The organism is Bradyrhizobium sp. LB14.3 (assembly GCF_040547985.1).
Lineage (GTDB): Bacteria > Pseudomonadota > Alphaproteobacteria > Rhizobiales > Xanthobacteraceae > Bradyrhizobium.
Genome location: NZ_JBEPQT010000011.1, coordinates 58,830 through 76,046 on the forward strand (window position 1 = coordinate 58,830; position 17,217 = coordinate 76,046).

17 protein-coding genes and 1 pseudogene are annotated in these 17,217 nt (G+C 63.8%); 12 read left to right on the plus strand and 6 right to left on the minus strand.

Annotation, left to right across the window (positions count from 1 at the left end; all coding sequences use genetic code 11):
* Positions 1–41: 41 nt before the first annotated feature.
* The 7 genes from ABIB00_RS20885 (at position 42) to ABIB00_RS20915 (ending at position 5,979) form a co-directional block, all read left to right on the plus strand.
* Positions 42–551 carry a TRAP transporter small permease gene (locus ABIB00_RS20885; RefSeq protein ID WP_354105680.1) on the plus strand — a complete coding sequence of 170 codons (510 nt, stop codon included), beginning with the start codon at positions 42–44 and terminating at the stop codon, positions 549–551.
* A 55-nt stretch (positions 552–606) separates the two neighbouring features.
* The gene (locus ABIB00_RS20890; protein ID WP_247444752.1) at positions 607–1,887 is read left to right on the plus strand and encodes a TRAP transporter large permease; all 1,281 of its coding nucleotides are present in this window, start codon (positions 607–609) and stop codon (positions 1,885–1,887) included.
* A gap of 35 nt (positions 1,888–1,922) precedes the next feature.
* Positions 1,923–2,417, plus strand: coding sequence for a type II 3-dehydroquinate dehydratase (locus tag ABIB00_RS20895; RefSeq protein ID WP_354105681.1), 495 nt, complete (start codon positions 1,923–1,925; stop codon positions 2,415–2,417).
* Positions 2,418–2,431: 14 nt separating this feature from the next.
* Positions 2,432–3,088 (plus strand): hypothetical protein, encoded by a 657-nt coding sequence (locus ABIB00_RS20900; protein WP_354105682.1) that lies wholly within the window; start codon positions 2,432–2,434, stop codon positions 3,086–3,088.
* Positions 3,088–3,906: a sugar phosphate isomerase/epimerase family protein gene (locus ABIB00_RS20905; protein ID WP_249804180.1), complete on the plus strand. Its 819-nt coding sequence runs from the start codon at positions 3,088–3,090 to the stop codon at positions 3,904–3,906. Before ABIB00_RS20900 ends, ABIB00_RS20905 begins: the two co-directional genes overlap by 1 nt.
* A 29-nt stretch (positions 3,907–3,935) precedes the next feature.
* A complete protein-coding gene (locus ABIB00_RS20910; RefSeq protein ID WP_354105683.1) occupies positions 3,936–5,657 on the plus strand; it encodes an FAD-dependent oxidoreductase in 1,722 nt (573 codons plus the stop codon).
* Positions 5,658–5,817: 160 nt separating this feature from the next.
* Complete coding sequence (locus ABIB00_RS20915; protein WP_247348444.1) at positions 5,818–5,979, plus strand: DUF2934 domain-containing protein; 162 nt, start codon at positions 5,818–5,820, stop codon at positions 5,977–5,979.
* 263 nt (positions 5,980–6,242) lie between these two features.
* Here ABIB00_RS20915 and ABIB00_RS20920 read toward each other — a convergent pair whose 3' ends face one another.
* Positions 6,243–6,974 carry a DUF3750 domain-containing protein gene (locus tag ABIB00_RS20920; RefSeq protein WP_247348442.1) on the minus strand — a complete coding sequence of 244 codons (732 nt, stop codon included), beginning with the start codon at positions 6,972–6,974 and terminating at the stop codon, positions 6,243–6,245.
* Between the two features lie 121 nt (positions 6,975–7,095).
* On the opposite strand from ABIB00_RS20920, the gene ABIB00_RS20925 reads away from it, so the two are divergent.
* Both ABIB00_RS20925 and ABIB00_RS20930 read left to right on the plus strand, forming a co-directional pair.
* Positions 7,096–7,356 carry a hypothetical protein gene (locus ABIB00_RS20925; RefSeq protein WP_354105684.1) on the plus strand — a complete coding sequence of 87 codons (261 nt, stop codon included), beginning with the start codon at positions 7,096–7,098 and terminating at the stop codon, positions 7,354–7,356.
* Between the two features lie 368 nt (positions 7,357–7,724).
* Complete coding sequence (locus ABIB00_RS20930) at positions 7,725–10,841, plus strand: DEAD/DEAH box helicase (protein ID WP_354105685.1); 3,117 nt, start codon at positions 7,725–7,727, stop codon at positions 10,839–10,841.
* A 3-nt stretch (positions 10,842–10,844) separates the two neighbouring features.
* Here the strand turns inward: ABIB00_RS20930 and ABIB00_RS20935 are convergent, their stop codons facing one another.
* The 4 genes from ABIB00_RS20935 to ABIB00_RS20950 form a co-directional block, all read right to left on the minus strand.
* On the minus strand, positions 10,845–12,116 hold the full coding sequence (locus ABIB00_RS20935; RefSeq protein ID WP_354105686.1) for a DUF892 family protein: 1,272 nt from the start codon (positions 12,114–12,116) through the stop codon (positions 10,845–10,847).
* Between the two features lie 147 nt (positions 12,117–12,263).
* Positions 12,264–12,557 (minus strand): hypothetical protein, encoded by a 294-nt coding sequence (locus ABIB00_RS20940; protein ID WP_354105687.1) that lies wholly within the window; start codon positions 12,555–12,557, stop codon positions 12,264–12,266.
* Positions 12,558–12,660: 103 nt separating this feature from the next.
* Positions 12,661–14,898: a glycogen debranching protein GlgX gene (gene glgX, locus ABIB00_RS20945; RefSeq protein ID WP_354105688.1), complete on the minus strand. Its 2,238-nt coding sequence runs from the start codon at positions 14,896–14,898 to the stop codon at positions 12,661–12,663.
* Between the two features lie 20 nt (positions 14,899–14,918).
* Positions 14,919–15,200 carry a DUF3606 domain-containing protein gene (locus tag ABIB00_RS20950; protein ID WP_354105783.1) on the minus strand — a complete coding sequence of 94 codons (282 nt, stop codon included), beginning with the start codon at positions 15,198–15,200 and terminating at the stop codon, positions 14,919–14,921.
* 313 nt (positions 15,201–15,513) lie between these two features.
* Here ABIB00_RS20950 and ABIB00_RS20955 point away from each other — a divergent pair, with 313 nt between their 5' ends.
* Positions 15,514–16,371: an SDR family oxidoreductase gene (locus tag ABIB00_RS20955; RefSeq protein ID WP_354105689.1), complete on the plus strand. Its 858-nt coding sequence runs from the start codon at positions 15,514–15,516 to the stop codon at positions 16,369–16,371.
* An 8-nt stretch (positions 16,372–16,379) separates the two neighbouring features.
* Here ABIB00_RS20955 and ABIB00_RS20960 read toward each other — a convergent pair.
* A pseudogene (locus ABIB00_RS20960) lies at positions 16,380–16,523 on the minus strand (DUF892 family protein); the annotation flags it as partial.
* Between the two features lie 54 nt (positions 16,524–16,577).
* Here ABIB00_RS20960 and ABIB00_RS20965 point away from each other — a divergent pair.
* Together ABIB00_RS20965 and ABIB00_RS20970 are read left to right on the plus strand one after the other, a co-directional pair.
* Positions 16,578–16,772 carry a hypothetical protein gene (locus ABIB00_RS20965; RefSeq protein WP_247348427.1) on the plus strand — a complete coding sequence of 65 codons (195 nt, stop codon included), beginning with the start codon at positions 16,578–16,580 and terminating at the stop codon, positions 16,770–16,772.
* A 132-nt stretch (positions 16,773–16,904) separates the two neighbouring features.
* Positions 16,905–17,087, plus strand: a complete 183-nt coding sequence (locus ABIB00_RS20970) for a hypothetical protein (RefSeq protein WP_247348498.1) — start codon at positions 16,905–16,907, stop codon at positions 17,085–17,087.
* Positions 17,088–17,217: the final 130 nt, after the last annotated feature.

Sequence of the window (17,217 nt, forward strand, 5' to 3'; positions counted from 1 at the left end):
CCAGTGGCCGGCTCACACCCTCATTTGCCCGGACGTCACGCATGGCGCGAGTTCTCGACCTCTATTGCACGTTCCTGAAAGCCGTCATTGCCGCCTGTCTCGCGGTCATGGTGGTCCTGGTCTTCGGCAATGTCGTCCTGCGTTACGGCTTCAACTCCGGAATCGCGATTTCCGAAGAGTTGTCGCGCTGGCTGCTGGTCTGGTTGACCTTTCTCGGCGCAATCGTCGCGCTTCGCGAGCACGCCCATCTCGGCGTCGACACCCTCGTCCGGATGCTGCCGGCCTCCGGCAAGCGCATCTGCTTCGTCATCAACTATTGCCTGATGCTGTTTGCCGACTGGCTGCTGCTTTCGGGAAGCTGGCGCCAGACCATCATCAACATCGACGACCGTGCGCCGGCCACCGGTCTTTCCATCGGGATATTCTATGCGGTCGGCGTGGTCTTTGGCGTGTCAGCCGCAATTATCCTTCTCTACGACCTGTACCGGGTGATCAGCGGGCAGGCGAGCGAGGAAGACATGGTGGCTGTCAGGGAATCGGAGGAGCAATGATGTCCTCCACCGCCATCACGCCTGTTCATTTCCTTCGCGTCACCTGGATCACGCCATGACGATCGCCGTCTTTACGTTCTCGCTGCTCGGCGCCATGGCGCTGGGCATGCCGATCGCCTTTGCGCTCCTCATCTGCGGCGTCGCCCTGATGAGCACGATCGACATGTTCGACGCGCAGATCGTGGCGCAGAACGTCATCAACGGCGCGGACAGCTTTCCGCTGATGGCCATTCCCTTCTTCATGCTCGCCGGCGAGATCATGAACAAGGGAGGGCTGGCCAAGCGCATCGTCAATGTCGCCCTTGTTGCGGTCGGGCATTTCCGGGGCGGTCTGGGCTACGTAACGATCATGGCGGCCTGTATCCTGTCGTCTCTGTCGGGATCCGCAGCGGCCGATGCTGCCGCGCTCGCGGCGCTGCTGGTGCCGATGATGGTGGCCGCGGGACACAAGAAGTCCTACGCGGCTGGTCTCGTGGCCGCCGGTGGCGTCATCGGCCCCGTCATTCCGCCCAGCATCGGTTTCGTCATCTTCGGCGTCGCCGCCAACGTATCGATCTCCAAGCTGTTTCTCGCCGGCATCGTTCCCGGCCTCCTGCTTGGATTGGGCCTCTGCCTCGCCTGGTACTGGGTGGTGCGCAAGGAGAACCTGTCGCCGCCGCCGAGGGCCTCGCTGCGCGAAATCCTGCACGCCGTCACCGACGGGTTCTGGGCGCTCATGCTGCCCGGGATCATCATCGTGGGCTTGCGCTTCGGCATCTTCACGCCGACCGAGGCCGGCGTCGTCGTCGCCGTCTATTCGCTGTTCATTGCGACCTGCATCTATCGCGAGCTGAAATGGTCGGAGGTCTACGCGGTCCTGGTGTCGTCTGCCGTGACGACGAGCGTCGTCATGTTCCTCGTCGCCGCAGCGCTGGTGTCGTCCTGGCTCATCACGGTGTCCGAAATCTCCGCTCAGGTTGTCGATCTCCTGAAGCCCTTCATGGGGAACAACACGCTCCTGATGCTGGCGATCATGGTGATCGTGGTGGTCGTGGGAACGGCGCTCGACATGACGCCGACGATCCTCATCCTCACGCCGATCCTGATGCCGGTCATCAAGGCGGCGCATATCGACCCCGTCTATTTCGGCGTGCTCTTCATCATCAACAATTCCATAGGCCTGATCACGCCACCGGTCGGCATCGTGCTTAACGTCGTCTGTGGCGTCTCCAAGATCAGCATGGAGGATATCATCAAGGGCGTCTGGCCTTTCATGATCGCGCAACTGATCGTCCTGTTCGCGATGGTGCTATTCCCGGGATTGGTGACGATCCCGGCAAAATGGTTTGGCGGCTAGTCGCTTAGCTTCTACAAAGGACAAGAGGGACAAAAATGGCCGCTAAAATCATGATCCTCAACGGACCCAATCTCAATTTCCTCGGCATCCGCGAGCCGCACATTTATGGCGCGACGACGCTTAGGGAGATCGAGGCGAGCTGCCAGGCGCTGGCCGATCAGCTCGGAGTTTCGATGTCGTTCTATCAATCGAACATGGAGGGCGAGCTCGTCAGCCTGATCCAGTCCGCCCATGGCGACGCGGACGCAATCATCATGAATCCCGCGGCCTATTCGTTCACCTCGATCGCGCTGATCGATGCGCTGAAGATTTTCGAGGGCGTGAAGATCGAGGTGCACATCTCGAACATTCACGCGCGGGACGAGCTGCACCGCCACTCGATCACCTCGAGTGCCTGCACGGCGGTCATTTGCGGCCTGGGTCCTTACGGCTATCTTGCCGCGATTCTGGCTGCCGTCCAACGGCTTGGGCACTTGCCTCAGACCATCGCGCCGGCTCTGCACGGGCTTGCGGCCGGCGGCAAAGCGTAGGCAAGGAGGGCGGGATGCGCGGAAGGGGATTTCTTGCCATCTGGAGCGACATCGAGGCTCACGATCTGATCGATTATCGGCACTGGCTGACGCGTGAGCACACGACCGAGCGAGTGACGACGAAGGGCTTCCTGGCATCGCGTGTGTTCCGCGCGGCAAGGGACGACATCAACCGCTTCTTCATTCTGTATGAGCTGGAAACACCGGAGGTGCTCGACGGCGAGGCCTATCTGGCGCGTCTCAACGCACCGACGCCGTGGTCACAGCGCATCATGCCGAAGCTCGGCCATTTCATGCGAGGCGGGGGTGTCATGGTCGCACGGGAAGGGCGGGGCGAGGGCGCGTCGATCGCGGCGCTCCGGATCGAGACGATGCCGAAAGATCCCCAAAGTCTGGCTCAGGCGCTGATTGGGTGTGACGGGGTTGCCGCCGTGCAGATCGGCGCGACCGACAAGGCGCGGACATCGGTGCCGACTGCCGAAAAGGGCATGCGGAAGAACGAGGGCTTTTTTGCGGGGCTTTTGCTGATCGAGGCACTCGACGTCGCGTCTTTGCAGGCTGCCTTGCGGAAAGTGGCGGACATTGCCCCCGACGTCGTGACCGGGGCGAGCGAGCCGGAAGTTTATCAAAGCATGTTTGCGCTCGACGCCCGTATCGCGGATTTCGGCTGATGGCAGCGTTCTCGCTCGCCGCGCTGACGGTGCTCGAGCTTGCGCCGCCCGAGATGATCGAATTGGCGGCGCACTGCGGCTACGAAAAAGTCGGGCTCAGGCTATTGCCCGCCACGCCTGGCGGTGTTGCCTATCGCCTGATGGACGATGCGCCGCTCCTGCGGGAGACGCTTCGGCGGTTGGAGCTGACGGGGGTGACTGTCGCCGATCTCGAGGTCGTTGCGTTCAGACCGGAAACGGACGTCGCGTCGTTCACGCCCTTCTTCGAGGTGGGCGCGCGCCTCGCCGCCAAACACATCCTCGTCGCAGCCTACGATCCGGATCTGGCGCGGTTTTCGGATCGCTACCAGCAATTTTGTGATGCGGCAGCGAACTATGGCCTGACTTCCGATCTCGAATTCATGCCCTGGACGAGCGTTCCGGACCTGAAGACCGCCATGCGCATCGTCGGCGGCATCGATCGTCCCGGTGCCGGCATTCTGGTCGATGCGCTGCATTTCGATCGGTCGCAGAGTTCGCTTGCGGACCTCCGCGCCATCCCGGCGCAACGCCTTCACTACTGGCAACTATGCGACGGCCCGGCCGAACGCCCGGCGACCACGGAGCAGCTCATCCATGCGGCTCGCGAGGAGCGGATGTTTCCGGGCGAGGGCGGAATAGACCTGATGGGGCTGGCAAGCGCGATGCCGAATGACCTGACCATCAGCATCGAGGTTCCGACCGTTCAACTGGCAAAGAGCGTCGATGCCGCGTCGCGCGCGCGCCGGGCGTTGGCGGCGGGCAGAGCCATCATGGAGCGGGCGCGCAGCCAGCGTTGAGAATTTCGGGACGGGAAGGGGTGTGCGGGATGTCGCAAGCCGATTGCTCCTGGGATGTCGAGACCGATCTCCTGGTCGTCGGAGCGGGTGCCGCCGGCATGACGACATCGCTGGTGGCGGCCCTTGAAGGGCTCGACGTGGTCCTTTGCGAGAAGTCGGATACGGTTGGCGGCACGACCGCGACTTCCGCCGGCACAGTCTGGATTCCGGGCAATCGGCAGGGACGGCTTGCAGGAACGCCAGACTCGATCGAGGCGGCACGAGTCTATCTCGAAGCATTGCTCGGCGTGCACGCCGCGGACGCGCGCGTGGAGGCATTTCTCCAGGCGGGTCCCGTCATGCTCGACTATCTCGAGCAGAAGACGAGCGTCGTGTTTGCGGCGCCGCTGGTACACCCCGACTACAAGAATCTTCCCGGTGCAGCGATCGGCGGTCGTGCGCTCGGCGCCGTTGCGTTCGACGGCCGCAAGCTTGGCAAAGACTTCGATCGCGTCAGACCTCCGCGGCGAGAGTTCATGGTCCTCGGCGGCATGATGGTGGGAAAGGCGGACATCCCGGCGCTGTTGGCGCCGCTCCGGAACTGGACGAACTTCAGGCATGTCGTTGGTCTTGTCGGCCGGCACTTGCTCGATCGGCTTCGCTACAGGCGCGGAACGCGTCTGATCATGGGTAACGCGCTCGTCGCGAGGCTGTTTGACGGCCTCCGTCGTTCCGGCGTCCATCTGCGATACGAGACTGAGCTCAGCGAACTCATCCGCGATGGCGACGCAGTCGTTGGGGCGGTCTTGTCATCACCGGCCGGCGCATTGGCGATACGTGCCCGCAAAGGCGTTGTGTTGGCAACGGGGGGCATCGGCTGGAGCCGCGAACTTCGCGAAAGGTTTTTTCCGGAGGGCGCGCGCCGATTTTCACTCACGCCTTCGTCCAATACCGGGGACGGCATGCTCGCGGCCGAACGCGTCGACGCAGTCATCGAGCGCGATCTCGACAGCCCCGCTCTGTGGATGCCAAGCTCGGTCATGACGCAAGCGGACGGCCACGTTTCGGTGTTCCCGCACATCATGCTCGATCGTGCCAAGCCGGGACTGCTTGCCGTGAACAAGTCCGGCCGCCGTTTCGTGAATGAAGCCGACTCTTATCACGACTTCGTGGAAGCGATGTTGCGATCGAACGCGTCTTCCTCGTTGGCGACGCCGGCTTTCCTGATTTGCGATCGCGCCTTTATCGGGGCCTACGGCATTGGTCTCGTTCATCCCGGGACGAAGGATTTGGACAAGTTTCTGAGGGCCAGATATTTGGTGGCGGGCGAGACAATCGAGGCATTGGCCGAAGAAATCGGCGTCGATAGCGGCGCGCTTGCTCAAACCGTTGCGCGATACAATCGCTATGCCGACAGCGGGGTGGACCAGGATTTCGGCCGCGGTTCAAGCGAGTTGAACCGGTTCAATGGTGATCCCTCAGCCAAGCCAAATCCGTGCCTGCGGCAGATCGGTCCCGGGCCATTCTATGCCGTCGCGGTATGGCCGACGGATCTCGCCAGCAGTGCCGGCTTGTGCACGGATTCAACCGCCCGGGTTTTGTCTGGCGATGGGGCGGTCATACCCGGACTCTACGCCGTCGGTACGGATGCATCCTCGATCTTTCGAGGCACTTATCCGGGTCCGGGCACGATGATCGGACCTGCGATGGTATTCGGATGGTGCGCGGCGATGCATGCCGCGGGCGTTTTCGGCCAGGAAGAAGAAAGGTAACTGAAAGCTGCTCGTTCGCTACGACAGCTAGGAACTCTTGCGCACCATCGAGGCTTGAATCCGCGGGCCAGCATTGCCGCCAATTGCTGGTCTGCACGGCCCCGCCTCCAAGCCCCCCATACCCCCCAGGGTGGGGCCGTGCTTCATCGCAGGAGATGCAATGCCTGAGCCGACCGAGCAAGACATCAGAGACCGCGCGCACCGACTGTGGGAGCGAGCAGGCAAGCCGGAGGGCCGCGAGCAAGAATTTTGGCACGCAGCCGAGCAAGAGCTACGCAACGAAGACAAGTCGAACACCATGCGGACGCCGGATACGCTGTGACCGCCACGGGTGCCGTTCTGCTACGGAACAGAGCCTTCTAGCAAGTCGCTGACTTTGTCCGCATTCCCCTGGACAGAGAAAAAGCCGCCGAGTTCTTCACCCTGGCGGCTTCGGAAGTCCGTAGCTGTTGATTGTCTCCTCAGCCTTGTGCGTACCGCCGTTACCTTGTTTGCGGCCATGCAAGATCATTATAGGCGAAGGCAATCGATTTCACTGTGACTTGAAGCACACATTGCAGAGCTGCCTCTTGCTCCGTCATTCCCTTACGCGCCGGCGGCGATCCCCACGCGCCCGATGCCGGGAAGCTTCACCGCCGGGCGGCGGACGTCGAGGCCGAGCACCGCGCCGAGGAAATTGATCTCGACCCCTTCGACCCAACCGATGGTCATGCCGAGATAGCCCGAGAGCGAGGCGTAGAGGCCGGTGCCGGACGCCGTGACGCCGGCCCAGCGTCCGCTGTAGGGAAAGTCCTTGCCGATCGCGGTCGGCGGCAGCACGGCGCGCAGCTCGGGAACGGCGTCCAGCGCCGCCTGCACGAAGGTGTTGGAATTCGGTCCCGGCCAGGCGCTGTAGTCGCCATAGGTGCGGAACTTGTAATTCTCGATGACGTCGCGGATCTTCGGAATCAGCGCTTCGGCCCGCGCGCCGTCGACCGCGACCACCGTTTCCGGCAGGGCGCCGAACCAGCGGCCGTCGGGCGCAAAGCCGTTGCTGCGAATCGGGTCGCCCCAGGCCGTGTAGTCGTACCGGCTGTAGGTGGCGGCACCTTTCTCCTTGACGACGATCCAGGTGTGGACGGCGAAAATGCTACGCCAGCGCGCGGTGCGCGCGGCGAACACGCGGATCAGCGCGTCCGGATCGGCGGATGCGGACGGCAGAAGGCCGGCGCTGGAGCGATCCGCCGTCTGCCAATTGCCGCGGCCGTCTCCGCGTAAATAATAGCGGCCGGCCGACACGCCGATCGGCACGAACATCAGCAGCAGGAAGAGAATCAAGACTTTCCTCAAGGGCAAACGGCGGTCAGGCGGGACGATGCCACCAATATAGTTCGCAATGCACGCCGCGCCAGCGCCCTCCGGCTCTTGCATTCGGGAACTGCGGCCATATGTTGCGCAGATGAGGAAGCTGTCACTCGTCGAAGACCAGGCCATCCAGGCGCGCATCGCGTTCGTCGCGGGCGCCGAAACGTTCGATCGCCTCTTCGCCGGCATCCGGTTCGACGAAATGGACGGCAATCTGCTGTTCGCCGTTGCGCGCAACGAAGACTGTGCGGCCGAGATCGAGGACGAGTTCTCGCATCACCTTGCCGTGGTCGCGACGCAGATCCTGGCGCAGAGCGTCGACGTGGTCGTGGTGCTGCCGAAGGTCCTGCAATAGCTTTCTGCCCGCAGGCCGCTTGCCTTCGCCCTGTCTCTCCGCTTTTCAACGCAATTGCAAAATTGTAATGACGTCATTGGGCGCTCAGGCCCGAGATGCGGACGGAGCTCGACGGAGGGCTCGTCGACGCTCGCCTCCATTTGCGAAACAACATTGGATACAAATTGGCGCCCACCAGGAAAGCCCGGGCCACGACCGGCGCGATAAAGACAAAAAGCCGGAGCTCAAAGAGCCAGAGCTCAAAAAGCAAAGGCTCGAAGAGCCAAGGCTTAAAAAGTAGCGGCTTAAAGAATATCGGCTCAAAAAGTAGCGGCTCAAAAAGCAAGAGCGCCTCGCGTTCCGCGGTCGCCTCCTCATCGCCGCTCGGTATGCTGGCGCTGCATCTGCTCGAGCAATGGGAAAAATCCGGCCGCGACGGCCTCGTCTTCCTCTGCGACGACGAGAGCAGGGCGGAGCGGCTAGGCGGCGTGATCCACGCGCTCGATCCCTTGGTCGAAGTGCTGGTGTTTCCGCGCCTGAACACGCTGCCCTTCGACGGCCTCGAGCCGTCCCGCGAGATCGCGGGCCGGCGCAGCGCGGTGCTGCGGCGCCTCGCCAAGGCCAAGAAGCCGGTCTTCCTGGTGTCCACCGCGGAAGCCATCATGGAACGGCTGCCGCTGCCGGCGAGCTGGTCGCGGTCGAGCCTCACGCTGAAGGTGGGCGCGCCCTATTCGGGGCCCGAGCTGGAGAGCCGGCTGGAAGCGCTCGGCTACGATCTCGACGAAGAGGCGGAGTATCCTGGCGGCGTCCTGTTCCACGGCAAGACGTTCGAAGTATTTCCCGCCGGCGCGCTTGCGCCCTTCAGGATCGAGCATTCCGGCGAGACGATCCGCAAGATCGTCGCCGTCGATCCGGTCGAGCACGAGGTCGTCTACGAGACCAAGGAATTGACCATCGACCCCATGTCCGAACGGATCGCGCTGGGAGCTACGCGCGGACAGCGGGCGACGCTGCCGGATTATTGCGGTCGCGCGCGATGGATCGTGGATGCCGGGGTGTCGGCCCATGCCGATAGCTGGCTCGGCACGATCGAGGAGGCCGCCGGCCGCAGGGACGCGGAGCGCGAATATCTGGGGCAGGCGGACTGGAAGCGGCTGAAGAAGAGCTTCAGCGTGCTGCCGCGCAAGGCCGCCTTCATCTCGACGCCGGAGTTCTCGAAGCTCGCCGCGCCGCGCAAGGCACTTCGCGCTTTCGTCGCCGACATGCAGCGCGGTGGATCGCGGCTGCTGTTCGTCGCGGCGGTCGAGGATGACCTTCGCGCGATGGAGCGCATGAGCGGCATCAAGGCGGAGCGCCATGCCGATTGGAGCGAGGTGTCGAAGGGACGGAGCCGCGAAGCCGCGCTGCTGGCCGATTTCGACGCGGGGTTCATTGGCACGGGCCGCAAGCCGCTTGTCGTCGTGACCGCGTCCGACGTGCTCGGCAGCCGGGCTCATCATCCGCAGCCGATGGCGCGCTCGTGGAATCCGGCGTTCGATCATCCTGACGTGCCCGAGAAGGGCGCCGCCATCGTCCATCTGCAACGCGGGCTCGCCGTGCTCGACGGCTTGCAGACCCTCGACATGGGACGGGGATCGCGGCGCGAGATGGTCCGGCTCGCCTTTGCGGGCGACAATGCCGTGCTGGTGCCGCCGTCCGATCTTGCCGTGATCTGGCCGTATGCCGGCGAGCCCGGCAAGCTGACGCTGGACAAGGCGGACGGCAGCAGCTGGTGGGCGCGGCGCACCGAGGCGGAGGCGGAAATTCAGGTCGCCGCCAAGGCGCTCGCCAAACACATCAGCCAGCGCCGCCGCCGCCGTGCACCCAAGCTGGTGCCGCCGGGGGCGAACTACGAAAAATTCGTCGCGCGTTTCCCCTATTTCACGACGGTCGATCAGGCCAAGGCGATTCAGGACGTCCTCGACGATCTGGCGTCGGGCCATCCCATGGACAGGGTGATCTGCGGCGACGTCGGATTCGGCAAGACCGAGGTGGCGCTGCGCGCAGCGGCCGCGGTGGCGCTGTCGGGCAAGCAGGTGGCGATTGCGGCGCCGACGACCGTGCTGGCACGGCAGCATGTCGAAACCTTCCGCAAACGGTTCGGCCCGCTCGGGATCGAGGTGGGAAGCCTGTCGCGGGCCAGTTCAGGCCCGGAGACGCGGGAGACGAAGGAAGGGCTGCGGCGTGGCAGGCTGAAAGTCGTGGTCGGCACGCAGGCTCTCGCGGCAAAGGACGTGAAGTTCGCCGATCTTGGCCTCGTCATCATCGACGAAGAGCAGCATTTCGGCGCGGCGGAGAAGACGAAGCTTTCAGGACTGGCAAAGGGTGCTCATTCGCTCTGGATGAGCGCCACGCCGATCCCGCGCACGCTCGCTGCGGGTCTTGCCGGCTTCAGGGATCTCAGCGTGATCGCCTCGCCGCCGGTTCATCGCCTTCCCATCGTGACCAGGATCGCGCCGCTTTCGGAAGCCGCCATTGCCGCGGCGCTGCTGCGCGAGCGCAGGCGGAACGGACAGAGCTTCCTGATCTGTCCGCGCATCCAGGATCTGGAGCCGGTGCTGGCGCGGGTGCAATCGGTGGCGCCGGAGCTGCGCATCGTCTGTCTGCACGGCAGATTGCCCGTCGAGGAGATCGACGACCGGATGATGAGTTTCGTCGACGGCGAAGCGGATGTGCTGCTGGCGACCAATATCGTGGAAAGCGGCCTCGACATACCGCGCGCCAACACCATCGTGGTGTGCTGGCCCGAAAAGTTCGGCCTGGCACAACTGCATCAGCTCAGGGGGCGGGTGGGACGCGGCGGCACGCGCGCGTTTGCCCATCTGCTAACGGAATCGACTTCGCAACAGTCCGAGAAGCGTCTGGCGGTGCTGGAGGAGTTCAGCAAGCCGGGTGCCGGCTTTGCGATCAGCGAGCGCGACCTCGACCTCAGGGGCGCCGGCGATCTGTTCTCGGAACAGCAGTCCGGGCACGTCCAGGTGTTCGGACCCGTGCTCTACAGTCACCTTCTGAAGCTCGCCTCCGAGCGCGGCAGCGACACCGGCGCCGATCTGTGGGTCCCCGATCTCAATATGCCGCTGGCCGACATGCTGCCTGAAGGCTACGTGCAATCGGAAGCGGTCCGGCTCGAGATCTATGGCCGCGCAGCCCGGTGCCGCAGCGACGACGATCTGGAAGATCTGGAGGAGGAGATCTCGCGCCGTTTCGGCAGACTGCCGCCGGAGGCTCGCGACTTCTTCGCATCCGCCGGACTCCGGATCGATTGCAAGCGGCGCGGCATCGTCAGGCTCGATGTCGGGCCCGAGGCCGTCGCCGCGACGTTCCTGCCGGGGAGGCTGCCGAAATCCAGGGCGAAGTCGAAAGCGGGATCGCTCCAGCGCGACGGCGACCGCGTCGTCTATTCCGGTCGCCGCGACCAGGACCCGTTCAGCCGCGTCGAGGAATTCCTCGAACTCCTCGACGCCTAGGGATTATTCGGTCTGCTCGACCGTCGCCGGCATTTTCGCCACCGACATCAGCGAGCGGGCAACCTGGTTGAGGAGCTGGTCGGCGTTCTCCTCCTCGGCGAGCGATTTCGACAGCAGGCTGACGATGGCACTGTGCCGAAGTTGCTGGGCGAGGTTGCGCGCCGTGCTATAGCCCGCGATCTCGTAATGCTCGACGCGTTGTGCCGCGCCGATCAGGGCGAGGTCGGCCGCCGCGTCCTCCTTGTCCTCGCCTTCGGCCATGATCTCCTGGCCCTCCTCGACGAGGCCCATCATCCCCTTGCAGGGCTTGGCGCGGGCGGATTTGCCGAGCATTTCGAAGCACTCGTTGATGCGCTCGACCTGCGCTTCGGTCTCCGCGAGGTGGTGCTCGAACAGCTCGCGCAACTGGTCGAAGCGGGCAGCCTCCGCCATCTTGGGAAGCGCCTTGGTCAACTGCTTCTCGGCATGCAGGATATCGCGCAGCTCGTTGATAAGCAGATCACCGAGACCAGCTTCGTCCGCCGGCGGCGAGCTCTCCGTTACGATGGCGGTGGCCGGACCCGGTTCGCCCGCCTGGATCGCCGGCGAGTCCGTGAAGACCCAGTCGCCGCCCTCGTTCCACGGTCCGCGCGTGTCGATCTCGCCATGGTCGCCGGCGCCGGTGGAATCGTTGAAGAACTGGTCGACGAGGCCGGGCGTCGGCGCGAGGCGGCCGATGCTGAACGCCGGCTTGCCCATGCTCTCGAGTGCCAGCGCGAACGCCTTCATGTGCGTGATCTCGCGGGTCATGAGGAACTGCAGCGCGTCCTTGCTGCCGGCGTCATCGCAGAAATTGATCAGCCGCTCGTAGACGATCTTGGCCCGCGCCTCGGCGGCGATGTTGCTGCGCAGATCGACATCGAGCTCGCCGGTGATCTTCAGATAGTCGGCGGTCCAGGCATTTCCCTGGGAGTTGAAGAGATTGACCCCACCGCCGCCCGCGATCGCGATCAGGGGATCGGCTTCGGCCGCCTGGCGATCGAACTTCGACGGCTTGAGATGCATCCGCGCCAGCGTGCCGACCACCTCCAGATGGCTGAGCTCCTCGGTGCCGATGTCCATCAGCAGGTCCTTGCGATCGGGATCTTCGCAGTTCAACCCCTGTATCGAGTACTGCATGGCGGCGGCAAGTTCGCCATTGGCGCCGCCGAACTGCTCAAGCAGCATGTTGCCAAAGCGGGGATCCGGCTCGTCCACCCGAACGGTGAACATCAGCTTCTTGACGTGGTGATACATGGGGGGACTTTCGGGTTCGAAGGACAGGAGAAGAAGATGTTTTGCGAACGGGCGGCTTCAAGGTTCGTTCCTATCGAGACGATCTGCGCCGGTGGTGTCAGGCGCAGATCGTTCGATGTCGTTGGCGGCAGGATTGCGCGCGCTTTATCAGCGCTGATCCGGTCGTTTGGCGGGCGGCCCGCTCTTATTGCCCGGTGCGCCCTGAATATTCGACGGGTCCTGCGATTGCACGGCGGGGTTGCCGGTGGAGTTCGTCGAACTCGATCCGACGGTTTCACCGGGCTTGGCGGCCGGACCGTTCTTGTTGCCGGGCTGTCCGGCAATGCCGGCCCCTGAATTCTGCGCGCTCGGCGCGGACGATACGTCAGGCTTGCTGGACTGCGCCCAGGCTGCTGCGGGCAGCGCAAGGGCAGCGAGGATAACGGCACCTGTGAACTTCATCTCGGTGTTCTCCGACTGATGCCCCGTCTACTCGAACGCCTCCGACCTGCGTGCGTTCCTGTTGGCGTCAGCTCGAAGGGTCGGCTCGCCCCATCATGGCGAACTATCCGGGCAGCGGCGCCTCAACGACGTCCAGCAGCGCTCCGACGCCTTGTCGCAGGCGGCGCGTGGCGACGGTCTCGGTAGCGAGACCGAACACCACGAGAGATCGCCCGGTCATTGCATAAGCGTGCCCGAACTCGAACGCGGGCATCTGCCCGTCCGGTTGATTGGTGTCGATCAACCCGAGCCAGTTGCGTCCCTCGGCGACGGCGGGCAAGGTGAAATTCACGACGTCGTAATGGGCGTTGTAGATCAGCATCATGGTCGCATCCGAGCCGCGGCGCTTGATCCCGGTCTCCTGGGCGCGGCCGTCGAGCAGCAGAGCGAAGCATTTGGCGTTGCCGTCCTGCCACTGCTCCGTCGTCATTTCCTCTCCGGACGGCGCGAGCCACGTCACGTCCTTGACGTCCAGCTCCTCGTTGTGGGAACCGACCAGGAAGCGGCTGCGGTAGAGAATGGGAAATGCCTTGCGCGTGGCGATCAGTTTGCGCGTGAATTCGCGCAGGCTGCGGCCGTTCGCGGTGATGCCCATCCAGCCGAGCCAGGCGGTCTCGTTGTCCTGGGCATAGGCATTGTTGTTGCCGTTCTGAGTATGTCCGAATTCGTCGCCGGCAAGCAGCATCGGTGTGCCGTGGGACAACAGCATGGTCGCCAGCAGATTGCGCTTCTGGCGCTCGCGTAGCGCCGTGATTTCCGGATCGTCCGTCGGCCCCTCGGCGCCGCAGTTCCAGGAATGATTGTTGCTGTGGCCGTCGCGATTGTCCTCGCCATTCGCCTCGTTGTGCTTGTCGTTGTACGAGACGAGATCGTTGAGATTGAAGCCGTCATGGGCCGTGACGAAGTTGACGCTGGCCCACGGCCGGCGCCCGCGCTTGTTGAAGAGATCGCCGGATCCCGACACGCGCTTGGCGAAGTCCGCGATCGATCCTTCTTCGCCCTTCCAGAAGGCGCGCACGGTGTCCCTGAACTTGTCATTCCACTCCGCCCATCCCGGCGGAAACTGACCGACCTGGTAGCCGCCCGGACCGATGTCCCAGGGTTCGGCGATCAGCTTGACGCTGGAGAGCACGGGGTCCTGGCGGCAGGCATCGAGGAAGCCGCCGCCTTCGTCGAAACCGTAGGGCTCTCGTGCCAGGATGGTGGCGAGGTCGAAGCGGAAGCCGTCGACCCGCATCTCGGTCGCCCAGTAGCGCAGGGAATCCGCGACCAGTTGAAGCACGCGCGGGTGTGACAGGTTCACCGTGTTCCCGGTGCCGGTGTCGTTGATGTAGTAGCGCGGCGTGTCCGGCAGCAGGCGGTAATAGCTGGCGTTGTCGATGCCCTTGAAAGAAAGGGTTGGGCCGAGCTCGTTTCCTTCCGCGGTGTGATTGTAGACGACGTCGAGGATGACCTCGATCCCGTGGGCGTGGAACTGGTTGACCATGGCCTTGAATTCGTTCGCCAGCGGCGTCTTGAGGTAACGCGGCTCCGGCGCGAAGAAGGCGAGGGAGTTGTAGCCCCAGTAATTGCGCAATCCCTTCTCGACCAGATAGCTGTCGTCGACGAAGGCATGGATCGGCAACAGCTCCGCACTGGTGATGCCGAGCGATCGCAGATAGGCCGGAACCTCCGCATGCGCGAGGCCGGAGAACGTGCCCCGGTCTGCGTCGGGCACCAGCGGATGCAGCTGGGTAAAACCCTTGACGTGCATCTCGTAGGCGATCGTCCGCTCCCACGGCACTTCCGGCTTGCGCGCGGCGCCCCAGGTGAAGGCCGGGTCGATGACGCGGCATTTCTGCATCAAGGGCGCGCTGTCGCGTTCGTCGTAGGAGAGATCCTTGTCGGCATGGTCGAGCTGGTAGCCGAACAGCTCCGGTCCCCAGCGCAACCGGCCGACCAGTTGCTTGGCGTAGGGATCGAGCACGAGCTTGTTGGGATTGAAGCGGTGTCCCGCGTCGGGGTCGTAGGGGCCATGGACGCGGTAGCCGTAGACGGTACCGGGACGGGCTGCGGGCAAATAGCCGTGCCAGACTTCGTCGGTATATTCGGGGAGCTCTATCCGCTCCAATTCAGTCTCACCGTTATCGTCGAACAGGCAGAGTTCGACCTTGGTGGCATGGGCCGAAAACAGCGCGAAATTGACGCCAAGCCCGTCCCAGGTGGCGCCGAGCGGAAACGGCTTGCCCTCGGTGATCCGGGAGCGGCGCAGGCTCGAGGCCGCCCGCGTCAGAGCGTCGTCCGAATGTATTTGTTGATCCATCGTTGCCCCCGAATAGCCCTTCAAGAAACTGGTTCAGTCGCCGTTGTTTCGACTGTCGCCTGCTCGCCGACGGCCGCCGCGGCGATCACGGTGCCAGGAGGAACATCGTCCGGCTTGGGCAGTGTGGTTGCCCTTTGCTGCGCCGCCTCCTTGCTGATCGCCGCAATCGAGTTGCCGATCCGGTCGACGATGCTGGTCAGCTCCGAATCCGACAGCCCAAGACGCTTTCTGACGAGCCGCACTTGAGTACGGTCGGCCAGGTCGAGTTTGTTGCGGATCGGCTGTGGTTTCGAGCGGCGCATGGCGAAAACTCCTGTGTAGAGTTGCAACCGTCCCTCAGGCGATTCCGTTCCTTGCTTGTCTTGCGGTTGCCCGCCTGGATCGAAGATTTGTAAGATGGCTGCGTACGACCTGGCCGACTGTGTCCAACTGAAGGCCTGCGCCATGGCAGCGCGGCGCATGTGATCGAGGCGGTCCTTCTCGATCACGAGATCGACCCCCTTCTGGTGCACCAGGGGGGACATCATCGTGCGGCTTGGCCTAGAGGCGTGATGGGACGGCGAGGAACGCTTCCGACGGCTTTCCGTTAGCGCAGCAAATTCCTGGAGCCGCTCCATGACCGAATATCCAAAGCCGCCGTTTCCTCCGCAGCAGCAATCGATGCCCGGTTCGACGCGCGCGATGAATCCTCGACCGGATCACGGCGAGGAAAGTTACAAGGGCGCGGCGCGCCTGGCCGGGAAAAAGGCGATCATCACCGGCGGCGACAGCGGCATCGGCCGCGCGGTCGCGATCGCCTATGCCCGGGAAGGCGCGGACATCGTCATCGCCTATTTGAACGAGGACGAGGATGCCGCCGAGGTCAAGGCGCTGGTGGAGCGCGAGGGACGCAAGATCGTCCTGATCCGCGGCGACATCCGCAATCCCGATCATTGCCGCGCGATCGTTCGGCGCACCGTCGAGGAGCTCGGCGGGATAGACATCCTTGTCAACAACGCGGCCCATCAGGCCACGTTCAAGGACCTCGCTGACATCAGCGACGAGGAATGGCAGCGGACGTTCGAGACCAACATCCACGCCATGTTCTATCTCACCAAGGCTGCGATCCCCCACATGCGCCCGGGAGCGGCGATCATCAACACCGCGTCGGTGAATTCCGACATGCCGAATCCGACCCTGCTGGCTTATGCCACAACCAAGGGTGCCATTCAGAACTTTACCGGTGGGCTCGCCCAGATGCTGGCGACGAAGGGCATTCGGGCCAACGCGGTCGCCCCGGGTCCGATCTGGACGCCGCTCATTCCGTCGACCATGCCGGAAGACACCGTCAAGAATTTCGGCAAGCAGGTGCCGATGCAGCGGGCCGGGCAGCCGGCCGAGCTCGCGACCGCCTATGTCATGCTTGCCGATCCGCTCTCGAGCTACACATCAGGAGCGACCCTGGCGGTCACGGGTGGGAAACCGTTCATCTAACTGAAGACTCATCTGCGCGCCATGAGAACGGTGTTGGCAGCTTTCGCTTCGTTCAAATTGGTCGTGAGGAAGCGCACGATGTGGTCGTGCCCAAGTTCCTCCGCCCAGGCGATCAGCATGCCGTAGCGACACTCGTAATGCTCCACGAACTGGAACGCCGCACGGCCGCGGCTGTTCCATTTCCGTGCGCAGATCAGGAGAACCGAATGAGTGATGCAGCAGATCATCTCGCGAACCTGCTCGGACGGGCGGCGATGGACGTGTGGGGCGACATGCCTCGCGACATCCAGGAAGCGCTGTTCGAGACCGCCATGAAGGGACGGGCTGCTGAGCGGGAAGAGCTCGCGCGACTGCTGCATGAGCGGCATCCCCGTACGCTTCATCCGGCGCGGCCGGGCTGACGCGGCGGCGGGAACGATCGCGCGAGAAGCCGATTGGTAAATGGGCGATGCGCTGCGAACGGCTTTGGAAGAAACCCGCGGACCGTGTCATTCAACTTGAGTCGAATCTGTGGATCGATTGACGTGACTGAGATGATCATCGGAAAATGGTACGACCCGATCTCGCAGCGATGGATCGTGCCTCGCGAGGCCCGTCCGGTGGCGGCCTATTCGCAGTCCGGCGCGGAGAAGGGGCTGGACAGCCGCAAATCGGGCGAGGCGGAACGGATCTGGGACCTGTTGGTCGATTGCTGCGCAAATGGTTCAAGTGGTTGATGCCACGCCGATCGCCACCTTCGCCCCAATGCGAGGGCCTGGCCGGATTTGTTCACATGTGAACAGAAGTGCCGGCAGGGATTGAGCTGGTGGGCCCGAGCCGGAGATTGAGCGTTCAGCCTGCCCGGCG